The organism is Paenibacillus sp. NPDC058367, assembly GCF_042723305.1.
In the GTDB taxonomy this organism is placed as follows: Bacteria; Bacillota; Bacilli; order Paenibacillales; family Paenibacillaceae; genus Paenibacillus_AQ.
Window position 1 is genome coordinate 63,531 of the sequence record NZ_JBHXIZ010000008.1, and the last position, 22,797, is coordinate 86,327.

Genomic DNA, 22,797 nt, shown 5'->3' on the forward strand with positions numbered 1-22,797 from the left:
ATGTATCCCCCTTTATGAATAAATTAGCTGATAGCAACTTGGGCAACGGGCTGCATGGGTACAATCTGATTGATCACTTCACGAATAACTTCTGGTTCTTCAGCAAGCACACGATCCAATCGTTTGAATTCCAGTTCTAGCTGATTCAGACTTATCACATTAGGTCTACCGATAAAGATTCTTCCGTGATCTGTAGAGCCTAAATTCTCTTCATCTGTTAACAGTTCTTCATATAACTTCTCGCCCTCACGAATACCGGAGAACTGAATATCAATATCTCTATAAGGTTCATAGCCAGAAAGAGTAATCAAATCTTCCGCTAACGTTAGAATCTTTACGGGTTCTCCCATATCCAGAATGAACACTTCGCCACCTTTGGCAAAAGAACCCGACTGGATTACAAGCTGAACGGCTTCTGGAATCGTCATAAAATAACGGACCATTTCTGGATGAGTAACAGTGACTGGACCACCAGCAGCAATCTGCTCTTTAAAGGCCGGGATTACACTTCCACGACTGCCAAGCACATTCCCAAAACGCACGGCTGAGAACTTCGTGCTACTTGTGGTATGCAGACTTTGCACATACATTTCAGCAATACGCTTAGTTGCGCCCATCACACTCGTTGGGTTAACCGCTTTATCCGAGGAGATCATTACAAATCTCTCCGCACCATATTTATCTGCACAATCCGCAACATTCCTTGTTCCGAAAACATTATTTTTAATGGCTTCGGAAGGGTTCCGCTCCATTAATGGGACGTGTTTATGTGCTGCCGCATGAAAGACAACATGTGGCTTATGGCTGCTGAATACGTCCATCATCCGACTGCGGTCCTGCACATCCGCGATCACGGTAACAATATTCAAATCTGGATACTTCTTTCGAAGCTCCATCTCTATCGTATAAATGCTGTTCTCTCCGTGTCCGAGTAGCATTAGCTTATCGGGACCAAATGGGGCAATCTGCCGACAGAGCTCTGAACCAATAGATCCACCAGCCCCCGTAACTAATACAGTCTTGTGGTGTACATAACCTAGAATGCTGTTCAAATCGGCTATAATCGGCTCACGGCCTAGTAAATCTTCGACGCTAACATCTCGCAGTTTTTTCACTGATATTTTTCCCGCGATCAGATCGTTAAGCGCCGGTATAATCTTTAGCTTGGCCCCTGTCTTCTTCGCAAGATTAATAATTTCAGAGATTTCAGTACGTGAAACGGAAGGCATAGCGATAATAATCTCATGAATTTCCCGTTCTTTCACAATAGCGGGAATCGCGTAACGATTGCCCAACACTGGCACACCCAATATAGACAAATGATATTTATTGATACTATCATCAACGAAACCCACCAGCTTGGTATGAGCAAAAGAAGGTCCCATCATTTCCCTGGCAATTAATATTCCACAATCGCCTGCACCTACAATAAGTGTATGGGTCTTAGTGTCTTTGTAATTGATTCGATCATTATGAAGTACTCTCCACAAAAATCGAACTCCTCCTACTAATAAAAGAATAGTCTCCATCGACCGAACTTCTATAGCAAGAGGTACTCTATCCGGCAAAATTAGATACGCCAGTGCAAATGAAAATAAAGATCCTACTACAATAGCTTTAGAAACCGATATAATCTCACCGATACTGGCATATTGCCACATTCTTCGGTAAAGACCGAAGTATATCAGGCTTCCACCAAATGCAAATGTTGCAATCAAACCGAATTGCAGCATCTGTACAACGTATTCCTGAAGAGCATGGTTAGGGTACCGAAACAAATAAGATGTCACAATACTGAACCAAATGATCGCAAGATCAATGAAGAATAAAAGAATCACTCTAGATTTCGCTGTCATTTTCAGTGCCTCCAAAAACAACATTATTGTTAAAGAACAAATCAATTTCCATAGTAGTAGTAATAGTAACCTTCGCTGGCTTTACGTTTTACATTATTGAGAACCACGCCAAGCATTTTCGCACCTACACGATCAAGGTTAGCTTTCGCTTTTACAGCAATATCGCGTTTCACCTTGCCATAGCTGACAACCATAATGACACCATCACTCTTGGAAGCCATGATCTGCGCATCTGTAACCGCCAATAACGGTGGAGTATCAATAAGAATGACATCATAACGCTGGCGCAAGTCCTGCAAAAGAGCACTCATCCGATTAGAAGCCATCATTTCTGCTGGGTTCGGAGGAATCGGTCCTGAGGTCATAATGGAAAGATTGGAAACACCAGAATCTTGGACAGTATCCTCAAGAACCGCCTGCTGCGACAGTAGTGAAGATAGCCCAAATCGGTTACTAAGCGAAAAAGTCTTATGTGCTGTCGGTTTTCGCAAATCACCGTCAATCAACAATACCTTCTTATCTGCCTGTGCGTAAGCCGCAGCTAAATTAGCAGAAACTGTTGATTTACCTTCCTCCGGTCCGGACGAAGTTACCATGATTACTTGAATAGTCTCATCCACAGAGGAAAAATCAATATTCGTGCGTAGCGCGCGAAACGCTTCAGATACAGGGGAGCGAGGGTTCGTAACGGTAATCAGATGTCTTTGTTTATTTGGCAGCTGTGACATGTTCAAGTTCGCCCGCCTTTCTGGATGTTTGCGGCTGTGCCTGTGTTGCGCCTTGTTTGCTTTCTTCTGAACCCAATCTTGTAATCATCGCTATCGTTGGTAGACCAAGATATTTCTCAATATCTGCTTCAGTCTTCAGCGTATCGTCCATGTATTCCAGCAAGAAAGCAATCCCTAAACCAATCATCAAGGAAACGATGAAAGCTATAGCCATATTCATTAAGACATTCGGTTCTACGGGTCCTGGCTCGTTAAGTGGATTCACTTTGGCCTCATTTAGAATCGATACGTTCTCCACGTTAAATAGGTTAGGAATCTCATCCTTGAATACAAGTGAAATGGCATTCACGATTTCAGCGGCTCGCTGATACGAATTATCTCGAACGACAAGTGTCATCACCTGCGTATTATTGACGGAGCTCACATTAACCTTCTTCAACAGCTCTTCTGCAGTAATATTGAACTGCGGATAATCTCTCGTAACAATATCAAGGATGGCCGGAGTCTTAATAATTTCCTTATACGTATTAATCAATTGAATATTAGTATTAATCTGGTTCAAATCAAGCTGCGCTGCTGCCGATTGAGTCGGAGTCTGGTTAACAATAATCTTAGTGGATGCTTCATACACCGGATTCTTAATATACAGACTGTACACACCAGCAACACCGCACACCAAAACAACTATGCTAATAATCAGCCATAGTCGCTTCCTGACGATCTGAAAATAATCGCGAAGATCCAATTCTTGTGATGACAAGTGTAATTACCTCCAAGCTATTTCTGAAATATTTCGTTACTATATTACAGCACTTCCCTATTGGCAAAAAATTGCCTCCTCTCACCTACATGAGAGGAGGCTGTATACTATACTTTTTTATTTTCTTACTTGAAGTTAATGGTACGGTAGATAATTACTGCTGCTTCAGCACGAGTTGCTGTATCGTTCGGGTTGAACTTACCAGCATTTCCGATAACCAAGTTATGATCTGCTGCGAATGCTACGCCATCTCTCAAAGATGCGCTGATCTTAGCAGCATCGGAGAATTGGCTAATTGCCGTTACATTCGTTGTTGCAGCTGGATTGATAGATTTCACTGCGCGGGCGATCATTGTTGCCATCTCTGCACGTGTGATAGTTGCATTAGGATCGAACTTGTCCGCACTGCGACCAGTAATGATTCCTTTTTCTGCTGCAACTGCTACATAAGGTGCATACCAAGCAGTTGAACTTACATCGCTAAAGCTTTGTACAGCTGAATTATTCTCCAGGTTAAGCGCACGAATCAGCATTTTAGCGAACTCTGCACGTGTTACATTGCTCTTCGGTGCGAATTTACCTTCGCCTACGCCTTCAATCGCGCCTTTTGCAGCTACGACTTGAATTTGTTTGCCAGCCCATGCTTGTACACTAGCAATATCCGTAAAGTTTACTTTATTCTCAAGCACTGCATAGGATGAGAAAGTATCACGTGGTTCTACGATGAACTCTCCGTCAAGAACACCACCTTGGAATTGCAGGCTACCGTATACAAGTTTCGCTACGGACAGCAATTCTTTATCAAGACCATCAGTATTCTTAAGCGGAAGTTTAATGGTGATTGGTTGTTTGAATGTGCTAGTCGCTACACCATCCACACTGAGTCCGAACTCGTATACATCCGAAGCCAATTTCAATTTTGTAACGGAAGTTACCACTTCTGGTTTAGCAGTTGTTACAGTCAATGCGATTGCTGTGCTGAACTGACTCACTGGAATTGTTACGGTTACGCCATTAAAGGTTACTGCGATATTCGCAATGCCATTAGTCTTAGCTGCTTCAACAATAGCTTTGGACAACGGAACTTCAACAGTAGGCGCAGTGATCGTGCCAAGATTCAATGTCAGCGTAAGGGCAGTACCTTCTTTACCGGCAGCTTTAGCTGCAGCAGCAAGATTAGCCAATGCATTGATTGTATCGGTATCTACCAATTTCACAGTTGCTTTACCATCTACTACTTGTACCAGTTTAGATACATCATAAGTAGCAGCGGCTGCCAGCTTCTGATCCACAGTTAGTACAGGTGGAGTTGTTACGGAACCTGAACCTGAACCGGATCCCGGAGTACCAGGTTCAGTAGTTGTAGATGATTTCAGATACGCGTTATAGTAAGCTTTCGCCAGAACCAAAGCTGCTGCTTTTTCATTAGTAAGTCTAGATTCAACTTTATTCTTGGTTGCTGCAATCATATCTTTAGTAATCTTAAGTTCTGCTAGAGACGCTCTCAAGGAATAGTTGGCAGTACCAATGGTGCTGTCGAGAACAATAGTCTTCACTTGATTCGCGAGTTCACTGTTCGGATGAATAATAAGGTCAGCCAGATCCGATTCTGATTTTCCTTTTAGCAAGTTAATTAGTTTCTGTTCAACACCGTTCGAACCAAAGATGAAGCTGTAAACTTCTTCAACGGAAAGATCTGTAACACCAGCTTGTTTACCGATCTCCTTAAGTAGTGCTTGATAAGCCTCATAGTTTGGGGACTTCAGAATATCTGTCACTGCGGATAAATCCGGAGTATAGATAGACGATACTACTTCTAAATAGAGATCAAACAATGTAGATTTTTGTTCAGCGCTGAGCTCAAGTTGAGCCAAAATAGGTGCAAAGTCTGCTTCCAGTTGTTCACGTGAAAGAGTTTGAAGCTCAGTACGGAAATCACGAAGCGTCTGCTTATCAGCATCAGTAAGCGTGCTATAAAGCTTCGTTGCACGCTCCTTCAAGCTTGCAAAATCCACGCTAGTCGCAGCGGATGCTGTTCCAACGATTCCAAACTGCGCTGCCAATCCTTTGCTGCTAAGCGGAAGTCCTGCTACTGCAACCGCTGCCATGCTAACTGCCAATGTTGATACTACTAGTTTCTTTTTCAAAGTCACTAAATATCCACCTCTTTATATGTATTTAAATTCTTTTGTTACTATAGTCCTATACTATTTCACCTTATGTCTACACTATTACGTATTTCAACGATTCACCCAATAAAACCCATTCTACCACTATTAGGTAGATTAGTCAGCCCTTTCGGGAAAAAATCCCAAACAATTTGTGTCGATTCCCCCTTTTTTGTACGTGATTACCACGAATAACCTCTCCATTTGCCACAATTTGCTGAGAGTTCTCGCGCATATAGTCGCGCACCTCAGGACCTAATTGTTTCTCTAAAACCACATAAGCAGCATGTAATCCAAAAGGACGATGAACACTGTCATGTGCATCAGAGGCCAACACATGTACTGCATTTCTACGACATAACTCCAGGGATAGCTTCTGAAGTTTATTCCCGAAGACGCCTGCAAGACTTTGTGCGGTTACCTGACCAAGTGATCCCAGCTCTATCAATCTTTCTAACTTAGAAGGATCGACAGCTACTTCAGCATTACGCTCCGGATGGGCGATGACCGGAACGAACCCTTGAATGATCAACTCGTGACAGATTTCTTCCATGTTGCGTGGGACTCGTGAAGAAGGCATTTCTAGCAAAATATACCGCGAGTCTGCAAGACTTAGCAGTTGCCCCCGCTCCAGATCATCCAGTAAATCTCCGTACACTCTGATTTCCTGACCTGGAAGAACAAGCAGTGGATTGCCATGCTGACGAAGTTTCTCATTCATCAGATCCACTGCTTCTCTTATACTAGCAGAGTTATTCATATATTGACCGTTGGCGTGATGTGGTGTGGCAATGACGGATGTAATCCCGTCCCTATAGGCGTCTTGCGCCATGGCGAGAGCGGATTCCCAATCAGTAGCTCCGTCATCCATAAAGGGTAAGATGTGGCAATGGATATCTTTCATATGTTATCTATCGGTCCCTTCACATAGAAAATTTAGTTTTACCCACAAAAAAATACAACCATTCCCAAATGGAATGGTTGCTTGATTGTAAATGAATTCTTGTCTTATGCTTCAGTAGGTTCCTCTTGCTGAGGTTCATTTCCATCTATTTCAGCATCTTCAGAATCTGGAGAGGAGAGAACATACCCATCAATCAATCCCCAAAGTTCTTCTTTACCAAGGCCAATCTCTGAAGAGAATGGAATGAAATTATCCCCTGGCAGCACGCCAAGCTCCTGCTTCATGATCTTGATATGCTTTTGCCAGCGAGTCTTCGGAATCTTATCCGCCTTAGTCGCTACTACACACATAGGAAGATCATAATGCTTCAACCAGTCGAACATCATCTTATCATTGCTGGTCGGCGGATGACGCAGATCCACGATGAGCAGAACAAGCTTCAACGTATCGCGCTCAGATAGATATTTTTCCACCATCTTGCCCCATGTTGCACGTTGCGTCTTCGACACTTTTGCATATCCGTAACCTGGAAAGTCAACAAAATACATGCTGTCTTCATTGATACGGTAATAGTTCATATGCTGGGTCTTACCTGGAGTGGAGCTTGTCCGAGCCAGATTCTTGCGGTTAATCATTCGGTTAATGAGGGATGACTTCCCTACATTGGAGCGCCCTGCCAGAGCAACCTCTGGCAAAGCATCATCAGGGTATTGATCAGGGCCAACGGCACTGATTATAAATTCGGCAATATTAACTTTCATAGGACTTCCTTTCTAATGCACACTACTCGGTGGCTCACTGCTAATTTCATTATGATGCTCAACTAACGCATGATGCAAGACCTGATCCATGTTAGATACTGGTATGAACTCCACATCATTACGTACGCTCTCTGGAATTTCTTTCAGATCACGTTCATTCTCTTTGGGAAGAAGAATCTTTTTATATCCAGCACGGTGTGCAGCTAAAGACTTCTCTTTCAGTCCACCGATCGGCAATACACGTCCGCGCAGGGTGATCTCACCGGTCATGGCCACGTCCTTCGAAACATAACGCTTCGTAAGTGCGGAAATCAATGCGGTAGCAATCGTAATCCCTGCAGACGGGCCATCCTTCGGAATTGCACCTTCAGGAATGTGGATATGAATATCAATCTTCTCATAAAAATCGGGCTGGAGTCCCAGCTCCTCCGCCTTCGAACGTGTATAACTGAAAGCGGCCTGCGCCGACTCCTTCATTACATCGCCCAGTTGTCCAGTAAGTGTCAGCTTGCCCGTTCCCTGCACGACAGTCACTTCGATCAGCAGCGTATCGCCACCAACCTCAGTCCAGGCCAGTCCAGTTACTGTGCCAATCTGATCTTCAAGCTCCGCCATACCGTAACGGTATTTCGATGCACCTAAGTAATCCTTGATGTCATCTGGCAGAATGACTACACTTTCTTTTTCCTTGGACACAATCTGTTTCGCAGCTTTGCGGCATAACGCTGCAATCTGCTGTTCCAAATTACGCACACCGGATTCACGAGTATATTCACGCACGATACGTAGTAAACTGTCGTCTTCGATGATCAGTTGATCTTCTGCAAGACCATGGTTCTTCTTCTGCTTCGGCAAAAGATAACGGCTACCGATCTGCAATTTCTCCAGTTCCGTGTAACCCGGAATGAATAACATTTCCATCCGATCAAGTAACGGACGCGGAATGTTATGCACTACATTCGCTGTTGTAACAAACATAACGTTCGATAAATCAAACGGCAACTCTACGAAATGGTCACTGAACGTATTATTCTGTTCTGGGTCCAATACCTCAAGCAATGCGGAGGATGGATCGCCACGGAAATCTGCAGCCATTTTATCAATTTCATCTAGCAAGATAACTGGATTAATCGTTCCTGCCGTCTTCATCCCTTGAATGATTCGGCCTGGCATCGCACCCACATAAGTCCGGCGATGACCACGGATCTCAGCCTCATCACGCACACCGCCAAGCGAAATGCGCACGAACTTACGATTGAGTGAACGGGCGATGGAACGAGCCAGTGAGGTTTTGCCCACACCTGGAGGCCCCACAAGACATAGGATCGGACCTTTTAGCTTCTTCACCAGTTGCTGAACGGCTAAATATTCCAATACCCGCTCCTTTGGTTTTTCCAAACCGTAGTGGTCCTCATCGAGTACTTGTTCTGCCTTCTTAATGTCGAGGTCATCTTCTGTCTGTTCATTCCAAGGAAGACCCAGCAGCCAATCCACATAATTGCGAATTACGCCACCTTCCGCTGAGCTCACTGGCATTTTTTCCAGACGATCGATTTCCTTCTCCATCTTCTCTTTCACGCGTTCCGGCAAATTCTTCTCTTCCATGAGATTCCGCAGCTCTTCCGCTTCTCCCACCCGACCTTCCTTCTCGCCGAGTTCTTTCTGGATCGCTTTCATTTGCTCGCGCAAATAATATTCCTTCTGCGTCTTCTCCATCTGCTTCTTCACACGTTGATTAATCTTGCGTTCAAGCTCCAGCACTTCACGCTCATTATTAAGAATATCAAGAAGCTTCTCTAGCCGTTTACTAACATCAATCGTCTCTAGAATTTCTTGCTTATCCTTAATCTTTAGCGATAAATGACTCGTAATGACATCCGCAAGACGACCCGGCTCCTCAATATCGGATACAGCAGCCAGTGTCTCTGGTGTCACTTTTTTGGATAACGTTATATAGTGTTCGAACTGATTAAGTACTGTACGCATCAGCGCGTCACACTCTTGATCGCCATCTTCCTCTTCTGGTAGCTCGCGCGCCATAACCTCATAATACTCATCATTATCGATATAATTAATAATTTCGGCTCGTTCTACACCCTCAACCAGTACACGAATCGTACCGTTTGGCAGCTTCAGCATTTGCCGCACATTCGCGACAGTACCGACCCGAAAAATATCGTCCTGACCAGGCTCTTCAATATTCACTTCCGACTGTGAACACAGAAGAATTAAATTATCTTCAACCATAGCTTTTTCTAGTGCCCGAACTGACTTCTCACGGCCCACATCCAAGTGAAGAACCATGCTTGGGTACACAAGAAGACCTCTTAGCGGTAATAAAGGAAAACGACGACCTTTTGTTTTATTTGTCATCATCGCTTTCGCACCTCCCATGGCTCTCAATTAATCTCATATGAATTCATTCTAACAAAAGCAGCCCCAAAACACCAACAAAGTACTTGCAATTTAAGAATAAACAACCTTATTATCCTTAAAAAACGGCAACGTTTCTCAAAGAAATGTAAGGATTATGGAAAGTGTGAATCTATACTTTAAAAAAGGAAGCAGCAGACACGCCTGCCGCTCCCTTTATTTTACAGTGGCAAGTCACGATTTACTTATCGAAACCATAACACACCCTAGCTTACATTTTAGGTAATAATTTAAGCTCAGCCCTTTGCAGATTCGCCAGCGGCATCGGCCTTCAGGAGTGAAGGTGCTGCTGAGAATAACTCTCCAGCTACTGCTGGTAGCCTTACATCTGCTGTATCGGCGCCAAACAGATGACGGAATACTTCTTCCACCGTTTCCATTGGAATGACGCGTAGTGGGGCGAGGTCAGCGAATAGGGACTGCCAGTTTTCTTTTGGAATAAGCACCGTAGTAGCTCCTGCCTGAAAAGCAGCCTCCACCTTCGCAATTACACCACCAACAGGCTTCACACGCCCATGAATACCTATCTCACCAGTGATCGCTACGGTATTATCCACTGGAAGACCACGAATGGCGGAGACGATAGCAACTGCCATCGCAACCCCTGCTGAGGGTCCGTCAATGGGTGTTCCACCTGGAAAGTTCACATGCAGATCATAACGGTCTGGTTCCAGATTCATAGTACGCAGTACGGTCAATACGTTCTCAACGGAGCCTTTAGCCATGCTCTTTCTCCGAATCGTGCGAGAACCTCCACCGATCTCTTCCTCATCTACTACTCCGGTTACGTTCAATCTACCTTGACCGTTCTGCGCAGGTGCTGCGGATACTTCGATCTCGAGCAAGGTGCCCATTCCCGGTCCATACACTGCAAGTCCGTTAACCAATCCAATCTGCGGCGCCGAAGGAATCTTGCGCTCTGTTCGAAGTGGCAGCTGGCTACTGCCTGCTACCCATTCTACATCAGCAGCACTTAGCGTATCTCTCTGCTCCGTTAGTGCTAATCCAGCTGCGAGCTGAATCATATTGACTGCCTCCCGGCCATTTGTTGCATATTGCTGCACAACAGTGACTGCTTCAGGGCTTGGCTTCAGTCCGATCTTCTGTATCGCGTCACGCGCGATGACCGCAATCTCATCCGGCAATAGCGGACGGAAATAAATCTCCATGCAGCGTGAACGCAGCGCGGGAGAAATCTCATCCGGGGAACGCGTAGTAGCTCCTACTAACCGGAAATCAGCGGGTAAGCCATTTTGAAAAATATCATGAATATAAGCCGGAGTATTATTGTCCTCCGAATTATAATACGCGCTCTCTAGCAGAACCTTCCGGTCCTCCAGCACCTTTAGCAGCTTATTCATCTGAATGGGGTGAAGCTCACCGATCTCATCCAAAAAAAGAATCCCGCCATGCGCCTTCGTCACCGCTCCTGGCTTTGGCTGCGGCACACCTGCCACGCCCATGGCTCCGGCGCCCTGATAAATAGGATCATGCACCGATCCGATTAACGGGTCGGCAATACCACGCTCATCAAAACGAGCGGTCGTCGCATCAATTTCAGTGAATTTGGCGTCACTTTTAAAAGGGGAAAGGACATTTTTTTTCGCCTCTTCCATGACCACGCGCGCCGCTGCAGTCTTGCCGACTCCTGGCGGACCATAAATAATCACATGCTGCGGATTAGCACTACATAGTGCGGCCTTCAGGGCGCGGAGCCCATCTTTTTGCCCAACAATATCTCCAATAGAAGCCGGCCTAGTTTTCTCCGACAATGGTTTGGTTAGTGAAATCATACGCATTTTCCGTAGTTTATCCAGTTCCTTACGCGACTCTCGGTCTACCGCCGTCTTGTTTGTCTTCTGACCCCGCAGCAGATTCCAAAAGTATACGCCGATAACCAGCGCGAAAAAGAGCTGCACGATCATCACAACTATACTTAATTCCATAGGTCATCCTCCTGTTTCGTTCAGTCTACCTTTCCACCTTTGGCTACTATTAGGTAGTATAGCCGTTTCGGTAATTAGTAAACGCACAATTGAGGATTTGTTGAATTGTTGGTGTAGGACAAGTAGCAGGAATTTATAAATGGGGGGTTGAAAGTTCTAAGGAGTGCTAGAGACACCTCAGATTCTTCACCACCCCCTCTAGCGGAAGATGAGTATGAACAGTCATAGAACTTGGTGCTACATTCACGTTCAGTAGGCACCTAGTTCTGTCGACTGTGCTGCTCAATGGCGTTAAGTCATCTATGGAAGAAGCTTAAGATGGTCTTCAAGCGATAATCCGGGAAAATCCACTTGATTATTCGTTGTTTATGATCTCTAAGCGGATAATTAGGGAATTCCTCCCTGATTATATGTTGTTTATGGACTCTAGGCTGATAATTAGGGAATTCCTCCCTGATTATCAGCCAAAATGGTTATAAATAAGGTGAATCGCTCATTTATTAGGGAGGTTTTTCGTAAAAAGCTCGATTTGGAGCGATTTTAGGCTTTTTTCAGGGAGGTTTTCCCTAATTATTTATTAATGCTTCAAATTTCGCTCCATAGTACACATCTTACGGCACTCCTCACCACATTCCTTATCACATTCCATACTAACTACATATAACATACCAACTTCCTTACCATACTCCATACTCCATACCCCACTCCTTCTAATCAAGTCATTCGCACTTCCAGCATCCCATCTGCAGGTAATTCCTTAAACATTAGCCCATCAACCATTAAACTTACTATGTTAATCCCAGTAATAAAGGACATCACGAGCCAGCTTATACTCAACATATTTGACACCGATCCCCCTTGTCACAGGGGTTAGCCAGCCCTTTTCACACAACTTCATCAACATCAAACGTACCGTTTTGGGGTCTATAGCAAAATACTCTGCTACATCTTTGGGACGAACTGTCCCCGCTTGGCGAACCACTAATCGCATAATTTCCTTCTCAGCAAATAGTAATTTTCCATGCGGTGCATCTACAATTAAGTAACGGCTTAGCACCACACGCAGCAGTATAATGCATAGCTCTGGGCGCTGTTCCACATCATCGTAGGCAAATGAAATTACTTGGTAACCCATTCCGTACAGAAACGTCTCACGATTTAGCTCATTACAATACTTCAGTCTATCCATATCCCTCACATGCGCTGCATACCCTTTGATCTCAAACAAGAGCTTGATAGGCCCCGGCAAAAAAGCATAATCCGCGAAATAAGATCGTCCGCGCCAATCCAGCACTTCATACTCCGGATGTAGATCATTGAAATCTCCACGAAGCGGCCACCATACATTCTGTAAAAACATTTCTTCGGCATGACGATGCCCTCTCTCTAGCCTTCCTCGTCGTTCCCCATTCCTGCTTGCTAGATGCTTCTCAATAAACGCTTCATGGGCTTGTTCATAATGCATTCAATGTCCCCCCTTAATCATTAATTCCACGCAAAAAAAACGCCCTGTTCCCACCACCGGATATACCGGGGTGTAACAGGGCGTTCTTCGCCACTTATTATGAATTGAATCATTAATTCGTAAAAGACCAAATTACTTTGATTGCACCGGAGGTGCAAGATTAGCATGAGCGCGACCTGGGATTTCACCAGTTTCCTCATACGCTACAACAATCGCATCGATTTCCTTCTTCAGCTCGTTCACGAGTTCCGCTTCAGGCACCTTACGAATCATCTGACCGTAACGGAACAACAAACCTTCCCCACGGGCACCAGCAATACCAATATCCGCTTCACGCGCCTCACCAGGACCATTAACGGCGCAGCCGAGCACTGATACTTTAATAGGCACCTTAAGCTTCGAAATGTACTCTTCCACCTCATTAGCGATGGAGAAGAGATCTATATCCAGTCGTCCGCAAGTCGGACAAGAAATGAGTGTTGCCGCGTTAGAGATCAGACCGAAGGTCTTCAGTAGCTCGCGTGCCACCTTAACTTCTTCCACTGGATCAGCACTAAGCGAGATACGCAGGGTGCTGCCGATGCCCATAGAGAGCAGTGCACCGATACCCGCGGAGCTTTTTACTGTACCGGCAAACAAGGTGCCGGATTCTGTAATCCCGAGGTGCAGCGGATAAGGAATAACTTCCGCAGCCTGACGGTAAGCTTCGATGGCCATGGGCACATCGGATGCTTTTAAAGATACGATAATATCGTGGAAATCCAGCTCTTCCAAAATCCCAATATGGTACAGTGCACTTTCTACCATAGCTTCTGGAGTCGGATATCCGTATTTCTCCAAGAGATGATTCTCCAAAGAACCGGCGTTTACACCAATCCGAATCGGAATTCCTTTTTCTTTACACGCTTTAACTACTGCTTCTACCTTCTCCCGACGACCGATATTGCCCGGATTAATCCGTACTTTATCGATGCCGTTCTCAATAGCCATCAGCGCGAGCTTATAGTTAAAATGAATATCCGCTACGAGTGGGATATGAATCTGCTTCTTGATCTCCTTAATCGCGGCGGCTGCCTCTTCATTGTTGACAGTAACGCGTACCAGTTGGCAGCCTGCTTCCTCAAGCCGTAAAATTTCGGCTACAGTAGCCTCCACATCAGCTGTTTTGGTTGTACACATGCTTTGAATCGCAACCTCGTTGTTTCCCCCAATAATGAGCCCGCCAACATTGACAGGACGGGTTTGGTGTCTCAAGAACATGATTTTTCTCCCCCATAACGCCAAAGCTCCACCCCTTCGCAACCGCTAGTGAAGCGGGATAAGCGGAAGAAAGGTGGAGACAGTGACATGTATTGTTAAGGTAAGCGACTTACGCGCTTTCCTCTTTCTTTTTGTCTTTCTTAAGGTTCAATTCAGGCAAAGCCTTCTCTTGAACGACCTGCTCCGTGATCACACAATCTTTAATATCATCGCGTGAAGGAACTTCATACATCACATCAAGCATGATGCTCTCAATAATCGCGCGCAGTCCACGGGCTCCCGTATTGCGTTTGATCGCTTCCTTGGCAATTGCTTCGAGTGCCAACGGTTCGAACTTCAGCGCTACGTTATCCATTTCCAGCAGCTTGATGTATTGTTTCGTGAGTGCATTCTTAGGCTCGGAAAGGATACGCACCAGCGTATTCTCATCAAGCGGCTCCAAAGTCGAGATGACCGGTAGACGGCCTACAAATTCAGGGATTAATCCGAATTTGAGCAAGTCTTCAGGTAATACCATCGACAAATATTCGCCAGGCTTGAGATCCTTTTGTCCTTCAACCGCTGCGTTGAAGCCAATGACTTTTTTACCGATACGGCGTTTAATCATTTGCTCCAGACCGTCAAAGGCACCGCCTACGATGAACAAGATGTTCGTCGTATCAATTTGAATAAACTCTTGATGAGGATGCTTACGACCACCTTGTGGAGGTACGGAAGCAACCGTTCCTTCGAGAATCTTCAGAAGTGCCTGCTGTACACCTTCACCGGATACGTCACGAGTAATGGACGGGTTCTCGGATTTACGTGCCACTTTATCAATCTCATCAATATAGATAATGCCGCGTTCGGCTTTCTCCACATCATAATCTGCCGCTTGAATCAGCTTAAGCAGAATGTTCTCAACATCCTCGCCGACATAACCAGCTTCCGTTAGGGAAGTAGCATCAGCAATCGCAAATGGAACGTTGATAATCTTCGCCATCGTCTGTGCGAGCAAAGTTTTACCCGAACCTGTTGGACCAAGCAAAAGAATATTACTCTTCGTCAGTTCAACATCTTCGATTTTGCTTTGGCTGTTCACACGCTTATAGTGATTGTAAACCGCAACAGACAGCGATTTCTTCGCTTGCTCTTGACCGATTACATATTGATCCAAAATATCGCGGATTTCCTTTGGTTTCGGAATATCCTTCAGATCAAGCTCTTCCTCATGACCGAGCTCTTCTTCCACGATTTCCGTGCAAAGCTCGATACATTCGTCACATATATAAACGCCCGGTCCTGCTACAAGCTTACGAACCTGCTCTTGTGATTTGCCGCAAAAAGAACATTTCAATTGCCCTTTTTCATCATTAAATTTAAACATCTAACCACCCCTTTAAGATTTCATCGGTGAAGAAAGAACCTGGTCAATAAGCCCATATTCCTTGGCTTCTTCCGCGCTCATGAAGTTATCGCGGTCTGTGTCCCGTTCGATTTTTTCAAGGGGCTGACCTGTGCGATCTACATAAATTTGATTCAACTTCTGTTTCGTCTTGAGGATCCAGTCGGTATGAATCCAAATGTCGGACGCTTGACCTTGAACACCACCGAGCGGTTGATGAATCATAACTTCGCTGTTAGTCAGCGCGTATCTTTTGCCCGGAGCCCCAGCTGTTAGAAGGAGCGATCCCATGCTTGCCGCCATCCCTACACAAATGGTTGAAACATCCGGTTTGATATATTGCATCGTATCGTATATACCCATGCCGGCTGTTACTGAACCACCGGGTGAGTTGAGGTACAAGTGAATGTCCTTCTCGGGATCATCTGCTGCAAGGAACAGCAGTTGAGCAATAACCAGATTGGCGACATCATCGTCAATCGCACTGCTTAAGAAAATAATGCGATCCTTGAGCAATCTGGAATAGATATCGTATGAACGTTCCCCACGACTTGTTGATTCCACAACCATTGGTACCAGACTCATGCCACCAACCTCTTTTCTCTATACAGATTAGTCTTATCGTTTCAAAAATATTTTAACACGTTCACGGCCCGATGTCATTTTTTCACTACAGCAGACCTGTCCACTGCTTGTGATAGTGACGTCATCATGCCAATTTCCTTAATACCATACGGTCATACGGATACCTATGTAATCACATATATCTGTGCCCGAGGATAAAAATAAGGCACGTAACGAAACTTACGTGCCTTATCATATCTGTATGGAGGCCGATTGCTCGGCCGTTCTAGGTAGTTTAAAAAATCTTACTCAGCTTTAGTGTCTTCAGCAGTTGCTTCTTCTACTGCTTCAACTTCTACACTATTGCTAACAAGGAAATCAATGGTTTTGCGCAAAGAAAGTTCTTCGCTCAAGCTGCCCAGTGAACCGTTAGCTGCCAAGATACTGCGAATTTCTTCTGGAGTACGTTTGTAAGCTTCAGCCATAGTAGCCAACTCTTCGTTAACTTCTTCTTCGGAAACTTCAATGTTCTCTTGTTTAGCGATAACTTCCAGTACCAGGTTGTTGCGAACGCGTTTTTCAGCATCGCCTTTCATTTGGTTCTGCAAGTCTTCACGAGTTTGACCCGAGAAGCTAAGGAACATATCCATGTTCATACCTTGTTGACGAAGACGAGTGTCGAAGTCACGAACCATGTTCTCAACTTCGCTGTTGATCATTGCTTCTGGGATTTCAACTTCAGCGTTTGCTGCTGCTTTATCAACAACTGCATTCTCGCGAAGGCCTTTCAGTTCATCCTGTTTACGGGATTCGAGCTGAGTTTTCAGATCTGCTTTGTACTCTTCCAAAGTTTCGAATTCACTTACATCTTTAGCGAACTCATCATCGAGTGCAGGAAGTTGTTTGCGTTTGATTTCGTGCAGTTTCACTTTGAATACTGCTTTCTTACCCGCAAGGTTCTCTGCATGGTATTCTTCAGGGAAAGTAACTTCAACATCTTTGAAATCTCCAGTGGACATTCCCACTACTTGCTCTTCAAATCCAGGAATGAAGGAGTTGCTACCAAGTTCAAGAGAATGACGCTCAGCTTTTCCGCCTTCGAACGGTACGTCATCAACATATCCGTCAAAATCGATCACAGCGATGTCGCCGTTAGCTGCTGCTTCTTCTTCAACTACTACGAGTTCAGCATGACGCTCTTGCAGACGAGCAAGCTCAGCGCTCAGCTCTTCTTCAGTCACTTCAGCTTTTTGTACTGGAACTTCCAGACCTTTGTAATCGCCGAGCTTCACTTCAGGTTTAACCGTGATCTTCGCTTTGAAGATAAAGGATTGACCTTTAGCAAATTGCTCAATATCAACTTCAGGACGGTCTACAGGGAAGATGTCAGTTTGTTCAACTGCTTCACCGTAAGCTTCAGGAAGAAGAATGTCGATTGCATCTTGGTACAAGCTTTCTACACCAAAACGGGATTCAAAGATCGGGCGTGGCACTTTACCTTTACGGAAGCCTGGTACGTTAGCTTTCTTAACGACTTTGTTAAAAGCTTTATCAAGTGCTGCTGCAACGCGTTCTGCGTCAACTTCTACTTCAAGAACTCCAAGGTTCTTCTCTATTTTTTCCCATGTTGCTTTCATATTATACTTTTCCCTCCAAAATATAGGTTCACAAGTTTACTTCAAAAAATGATACAATCCACGCACAGAATAACCATTATATTATATACAACATTACTTTATTTATCAAGTAGAGAAGTCTTTACAAAACCCTTGAGCGCACGATATGCCCCCTCAAATTGAAAGCGCATGCCGTCTGTAATGCCGTACATTCCACGAGTCTCCTCCTCTTGCCGTGTACCGTTTAAGCTCTCAGATACAAACTGGTGTAACGCCCCCGCCCAAATATCTAGTAGCGCGTCTTCCCCATCCAGTATTTTCCGATACTCTTCCGATCCATAAATCGACATGACGAACTGGCCCCAGAGCTCCTGTGCAAAATAATACAGCGTAGGCTCATGTACCTCCGCCTGCTCGGCTACCCGCTCGAGCACCTGACTCACCTGTGGTGGAAAATCCTCTGTCTGCAGCGGCACACTTTCAATCTCTACAATTGCTGTTTCGTGACCACGAATCAGATTCACTGTTCCCTGCATCCCACGCCGCCGAAGGGTCTGCAGGGTCCGAAATTGCAGCAGTGGGTGAACATTATCCCCCTGCAGCCATGCCGTCAGCGCCTCATCGACTCCGCCGCCTTCCAGATATGAAAGCTGCTCTAGTGCTAGGATTGTCGCCTCTGACAGCGGCTCATTCATTATCCGCTGCAGCAGCTTTTGAGGATACCCCGCATCCTCAGTCATTTTTGATTTGGCCAAGAAACGGGCCATATCTTCTTCCCTTAAATCTTCGTCTTCGGGGTGAACGGCTCCTTCCGCATCTCCATTCTGAGAGGCGTAGGGGAAAGCTGTTTCGAGCCATTCCAGCAGAGACCGCCATTCCTCGTAATTTCGTTCTTCCTGTCCTTGACACTGCAACAAAAAACGCAGCAGCTCCATCGCTTCCCCGTATCGTTCACTCTCCAGCATCACCGTAAGCTGGATTTGATAATAGTCCAGTGTCTTGGGAAACAGGACGATATTCTCTTTTGTGGCGGGGGAATCTGAATCTTTAATGAGGGCACCTCCTTATAGCTAATTATGTGAATTGAATTCTAAAACGTCATAAATGTTATTAAGACCTTAAGCTTCTTCCGAAACTTAATAATTGTAGATTATAGCATACCCCGTACTCTTTTTAAAAAACAGCTTGAAAAACATCGGCGTACATGATATGATAACTCCTGCTTGCTTTTCAGCCAGCAATCATGTCCCGGTAGCTCAGCTGGATAGAGCATGCGCCTTCTAAGCGCACGGTCAGGGGTTCGAATCCCTTCCGGGACGTCAGAGTAACAGCCTTCCTTCGGGGAGGCTGTTTTTGCGTTCAGGGGATGCGAACCAGTGGGAGGGCCTAGCCCTAGGGACAGAGCTAGGACCAAAGCTAGAAGCAGAGCCTAGGGCTTAGGGATCCATGAGGCTCAGGCTTCGATGTAGCTCTCTCTTCAATCGAGTACAGGCTTCTATGGAGCTCAAGCTTCGTCAAATCCCCTACTACGTTATACACCCACGTAGCAGTCAGAACATTAGGCAACGTTCAATCTTAGGTTCCACCTAACTCGAACACTTTAATTGTATTTTGTGCAACTAAAAGGTTCCCTTTGACCTCAACAACTCGGTTTAACTGCATTCCGTACACTTATATTCTCTGATTTACTCCTAGATTGTCATTTTCTCCATTTTTAGTTGCACAAAGTACAATTAATCCTAAATAAATCCTACACCATGATAAATAGCTGCATAAAGTGCAACTAAAGCCACCCCTAACACCATTACTCATTACTCATTACTCATTACTCATTACTCACTACTCACTACTCACTACTCACCACATTATCCTTTGAGGAAATCGAGGCACATTACGAAAAAGTGTTTTTACTATTCGTATGCTGGGAAGCAGGAGCACGCGGAAGAAATAGTGCAGGATGTGTTTGTGCGAATATTATCAATTTAGACTGAAAGTGAAATGTGCGATATTGTCTCAGCCTTGCCACGAGTGTTTCGCGAGGTTATTCCTTTGGCCTTATCCGGAGGGAATGCTACATTAAATAATTCATCATAAGAAAACAAAAAAACGGTCACCCACCGATATCCATTGCCGGGTGACAGTTTTTACGTACCTATTGAACGAATTAGTGTCCTTTGCGGCGATTGCTAAGCCACAGCGGAAATCGAAATACAAAATTGATAAACAAAACAACAAAAACAAGTACGGCTGCCGACTTATCAGCAATTTGACGCGCATCTTCTACGATCGCCTCGGATTGTACATACCAAAGGTGTACGGCCAGTGTTTCACCCGGTGAGAACAGATTGAAATCCCACATTTCGCCCGAGGTACTGAGACCAGCGGTAAGGATAATAACCGCAGACTCCCCGAAAGCGCGTCCAGCAACGAGACAAATCCCAGTAACAATGGCAGACATTGCAACAGGCAGGACTACCGTGCGGATCACGTGGAATTTAGTCATCCCAAGCGCATAACCAGCCTCGCGGATCTCCCCGGGGACAGCACGTACCGCTTCCTCTGTCACTCGCGCAAGCATAGGTAGATTCAGCAGTGCCAAGCTGACGCCTCCACCAAGAATCGTCAGACCGATATCGAAATATTCCGCAAAAATTGCGAGTCCGAGCATACCGAACACAATCGATGGTACTGATGAGAGAGATTCTACGCAAATACGTAGTGCGCCTGTAAATTTATTGTCTGGTGCATATTCAGCCATATAGATTCCGGCACCCAAACCAATTGGAACGGAAATAAACAACGAGATGAACAAAATGTAAAAGGAGTTAAACAGCACCGGGCCAATCCCACCACCTGCGTCAATCTCTTCAGGCTGTTTAATCAAGAAATCGGGCCTAAGTGCCGGTAAACCTTTACTAAGAATCGTGAAGAGCAGCCAGAAGATCAGCAGCATGACTAAAGCCCCAAGCGTATAAAACCCTATGGTTGCAATTTTATTGTTTCTTTGAGCACGCGCTGTATGCTTTGTACTTGCGAATCCGTTCACGCTGCATCCCTCCTTTTTCTACCCAGCACGCGGATGATCAGAATTAATACAAATGATATTACTAGCAGGAGAAATGCCATCATATGTAGCGCATAGTTCCATGTAGAGTCAAACTCTACATTGGAGATTTGCATAACGATGTTACTAGTCAGCACCGATGCTGGCGTGAATAACGTCTTCGCCAATTGCGGTGTATTCCCGATAACCATAACTACAGCCATCGTCTCACCCACAGCACGAGTCATACCTAGAATAACCGCAGAGATAATTCCCCGGCTAGCCGCAGGCAGTACTACACGCATGATAACCTGTAAACGGGTAGATCCAAGAGCATATGCAGCATCCCGATATTTGCGCGGCACAGAGACAATGGCATCATCACTGATTCGGCAAATCGTTGGCAGCACCATTAATGCGAGCACAAGCGCAGCAGCTAACAAGCCATCGCCTAAGCTCTCCCCACTAATTCTGCGCAAGAAAGGAAGTAATACCGTTAAGCCTATATATCCGTAAACAATTGAAGGAATACCTACCAATAAATCTAGCACTGGGCGGATAAAAGTCTTCATCCATTTTGGAGCAATCTCTGCACAAAGTACTGCCATCCCTACCGAAATAGGAACTGCAATCAGCAGTGTTAATGCAGTTAGTGAAAGTGTATTTACAATGAAGGCAGCCGCTCCAAAAGAATCCTCTTCCGGCGTCCAGTTAAAGGAAAAGAAAAAGTCCGCAGGCGAGAGATGGCCGAACAGAAGCATAGCCGTTTTGCCGATAAATAGAATTACAAGTCCAAGCACGAAGCAAAGCGCAAGAATGCTGAATAAAAAATAAAACTTAAACAATTTGTTGCTAAACAAATGTCTACCATGACGTTTGGGATTAGCGCTAACCTGCGTTACGCTCTCTTTTCCCCTAGTTGCCAAGCCTTGGACTGGTGCCCCCATACTTTCCCTCCTGTAAGCGGCCACCCCCGTATCAAGATCGGAGCTGGCCGCTGTTACCGTTCAATATGTTCTTTAGATGTTATTAGCCCTTCATTGCTGCGATCGGAATAAATTTAAGCTTTTTCAGGGAACCTTGTTGGAACTTCTTGCTTTGTACGTATTCGATGAATTCTTTTGTAGCGCCAGTAGGTTGGCCTTTAGTCATATAGTAACCATAAGCCCAGATCTTATAAGATCCATTGATTACGTTATCTGTAGTAGCAGCTATACCGTTGTGTTTAACAGCTTTTACGTCACCACTTACATATACAAGGTCGATATAACCGATAGAGTTAGGAGTTGTTCCTACGGCAGTCTTCATGTCACCGGATGAACCTGTTTCTTTGTAGTTCTTAGCTTTTTTAACGATATCTCCGCCATCCAAAGCTTTAGCTTGATAGTTAACGCGTGTACCGGAACCGAAAGAGCGAGTGATAACCACGATGTCAGCATCTGCACCTCCTACTTCTTTCCAGTTCGTGATTTTACCTGCGAAAATACCTTTAAGCTGTTCAGTTGTAAGGTTATCTACACCAACATTTTTGTTTACGATTGTAGCAAAAGGAATAACTGCTACTTTGTTTGCTACTTGACCGTCAAAAGCTTTGAAGCCTGGTACGTCGATGCTAGCATCCCAGTCGCAAGCGCCGATATCGGCGATGCCTTTTTTAACAGCTTGAGGTCCAGTTACTGAACCTTTACCTGATGCTGCGATTTTCACTTTAGGGTGCAGCTTTTGGAATTCTTTTGCCGCTTGAAGCGTCAATGGAAGAAGTGCGGTTGAACCGTTAACTGTGATTTTACCTTTTAGTGAATCGGCTGCTGCTGCAACCCCTGCGAAAGATGCGGTTACCGCAATTACAGCCGTTAGAGCCGTTACTGTTAGCTTTTTGAAAATCTTCATTTGTATTATTTCTCCTCTC

Annotated in this window: 17 protein-coding genes and 1 tRNA gene; 1 reads left to right on the top strand and 17 read right to left on the bottom strand. The window is 45.0% G+C overall.

The window, feature by feature from the left end; translation table 11 throughout:
- Positions 1-23: 23 nt before the first annotated feature.
- The 14 genes from ACFWMP_RS28340 to ACFWMP_RS28405 all read right to left on the bottom strand — a co-directional run bounded on the left by ACFWMP_RS28340 (position 24) and on the right by ACFWMP_RS28405 (position 18,810).
- Positions 24-1,856, bottom strand: coding sequence for a polysaccharide biosynthesis protein (locus tag ACFWMP_RS28340; protein ID WP_379425596.1), 1,833 nt, complete (start codon positions 1,854-1,856; stop codon positions 24-26).
- A 41-nt stretch (positions 1,857-1,897) separates the two neighbouring features.
- The gene (locus ACFWMP_RS28345) at positions 1,898-2,584 is read right to left on the bottom strand and encodes a CpsD/CapB family tyrosine-protein kinase (protein WP_379425598.1); all 687 of its coding nucleotides are present in this window, start codon (positions 2,582-2,584) and stop codon (positions 1,898-1,900) included.
- Positions 2,565-3,344 carry a YveK family protein gene (locus ACFWMP_RS28350; protein WP_379425600.1) on the bottom strand — a complete coding sequence of 260 codons (780 nt, stop codon included), beginning with the start codon at positions 3,342-3,344 and terminating at the stop codon, positions 2,565-2,567. The genes ACFWMP_RS28345 and ACFWMP_RS28350 overlap by 20 nt, the downstream gene beginning before the upstream one ends.
- A 125-nt stretch (positions 3,345-3,469) precedes the next feature.
- Positions 3,470-5,497 (bottom strand): S-layer homology domain-containing protein, encoded by a 2,028-nt coding sequence (locus tag ACFWMP_RS28355; protein ID WP_379425602.1) that lies wholly within the window; start codon positions 5,495-5,497, stop codon positions 3,470-3,472.
- 136 nt (positions 5,498-5,633) lie between these two features.
- Positions 5,634-6,416: a tyrosine-protein phosphatase gene (locus ACFWMP_RS28360; RefSeq protein WP_379425604.1), complete on the bottom strand. Its 783-nt coding sequence runs from the start codon at positions 6,414-6,416 to the stop codon at positions 5,634-5,636.
- 104 nt (positions 6,417-6,520) lie between these two features.
- Complete coding sequence (yihA, locus tag ACFWMP_RS28365; RefSeq protein ID WP_042191256.1) at positions 6,521-7,177, bottom strand: ribosome biogenesis GTP-binding protein YihA/YsxC; 657 nt, start codon at positions 7,175-7,177, stop codon at positions 6,521-6,523.
- 12 nt (positions 7,178-7,189) lie between these two features.
- Positions 7,190-9,553, bottom strand: coding sequence for an endopeptidase La (gene lon, locus ACFWMP_RS28370; RefSeq protein WP_379425607.1), 2,364 nt, complete (start codon positions 9,551-9,553; stop codon positions 7,190-7,192).
- A gap of 293 nt (positions 9,554-9,846) precedes the next feature.
- Entirely contained in the window at positions 9,847-11,556 is a 1,710-nt protein-coding gene (gene lonB / locus ACFWMP_RS28375; RefSeq protein ID WP_042191261.1) for an ATP-dependent protease LonB, read from the bottom strand.
- A gap of 793 nt (positions 11,557-12,349) precedes the next feature.
- The gene (locus tag ACFWMP_RS28380; RefSeq protein ID WP_379425610.1) at positions 12,350-13,021 is read right to left on the bottom strand and encodes a type IV toxin-antitoxin system AbiEi family antitoxin domain-containing protein; all 672 of its coding nucleotides are present in this window, start codon (positions 13,019-13,021) and stop codon (positions 12,350-12,352) included.
- 132 nt (positions 13,022-13,153) lie between these two features.
- A complete protein-coding gene (gene ispG / locus ACFWMP_RS28385) occupies positions 13,154-14,281 on the bottom strand; it encodes a flavodoxin-dependent (E)-4-hydroxy-3-methylbut-2-enyl-diphosphate synthase (RefSeq protein ID WP_060621818.1) in 1,128 nt (375 codons plus the stop codon).
- A 109-nt stretch (positions 14,282-14,390) separates the two neighbouring features.
- Positions 14,391-15,647: an ATP-dependent protease ATP-binding subunit ClpX gene (gene clpX, locus ACFWMP_RS28390; protein WP_042130648.1), complete on the bottom strand. Its 1,257-nt coding sequence runs from the start codon at positions 15,645-15,647 to the stop codon at positions 14,391-14,393.
- Positions 15,648-15,659: 12 nt separating this feature from the next.
- Positions 15,660-16,250, bottom strand: coding sequence for an ATP-dependent Clp endopeptidase proteolytic subunit ClpP (gene clpP, locus ACFWMP_RS28395; protein ID WP_036685049.1), 591 nt, complete (start codon positions 16,248-16,250; stop codon positions 15,660-15,662).
- 284 nt (positions 16,251-16,534) lie between these two features.
- Positions 16,535-17,866 (bottom strand): trigger factor, encoded by a 1,332-nt coding sequence (tig, locus tag ACFWMP_RS28400; protein WP_379425613.1) that lies wholly within the window; start codon positions 17,864-17,866, stop codon positions 16,535-16,537.
- A 98-nt stretch (positions 17,867-17,964) separates the two neighbouring features.
- Positions 17,965-18,810 (bottom strand): hypothetical protein, encoded by an 846-nt coding sequence (locus tag ACFWMP_RS28405; protein ID WP_339243322.1) that lies wholly within the window; start codon positions 18,808-18,810, stop codon positions 17,965-17,967.
- Between the two features lie 280 nt (positions 18,811-19,090).
- Between ACFWMP_RS28405 and ACFWMP_RS28410 the strand changes: the two genes are divergently transcribed.
- A tRNA-Arg gene (locus ACFWMP_RS28410) sits at positions 19,091-19,164 on the top strand.
- 845 nt (positions 19,165-20,009) lie between these two features.
- On the opposite strand, the gene pstA is transcribed toward ACFWMP_RS28410, so the two are convergent.
- From pstA to ACFWMP_RS28425, 3 genes are all read right to left on the bottom strand, one after another.
- Positions 20,010-20,891, bottom strand: a complete 882-nt coding sequence (pstA, locus tag ACFWMP_RS28415) for a phosphate ABC transporter permease PstA (protein WP_340972561.1) — start codon at positions 20,889-20,891, stop codon at positions 20,010-20,012.
- Positions 20,888-21,835, bottom strand: a complete 948-nt coding sequence (gene pstC, locus ACFWMP_RS28420) for a phosphate ABC transporter permease subunit PstC (RefSeq protein ID WP_042191272.1) — start codon at positions 21,833-21,835, stop codon at positions 20,888-20,890. Before pstC ends, pstA begins: the two co-directional genes overlap by 4 nt.
- Before the next feature lie 82 nt (positions 21,836-21,917).
- Positions 21,918-22,778, bottom strand: a complete 861-nt coding sequence (locus ACFWMP_RS28425) for a phosphate ABC transporter substrate-binding protein (protein ID WP_042191274.1) — start codon at positions 22,776-22,778, stop codon at positions 21,918-21,920.
- Between the last annotated feature and the right edge of the window lie 19 nt (positions 22,779-22,797).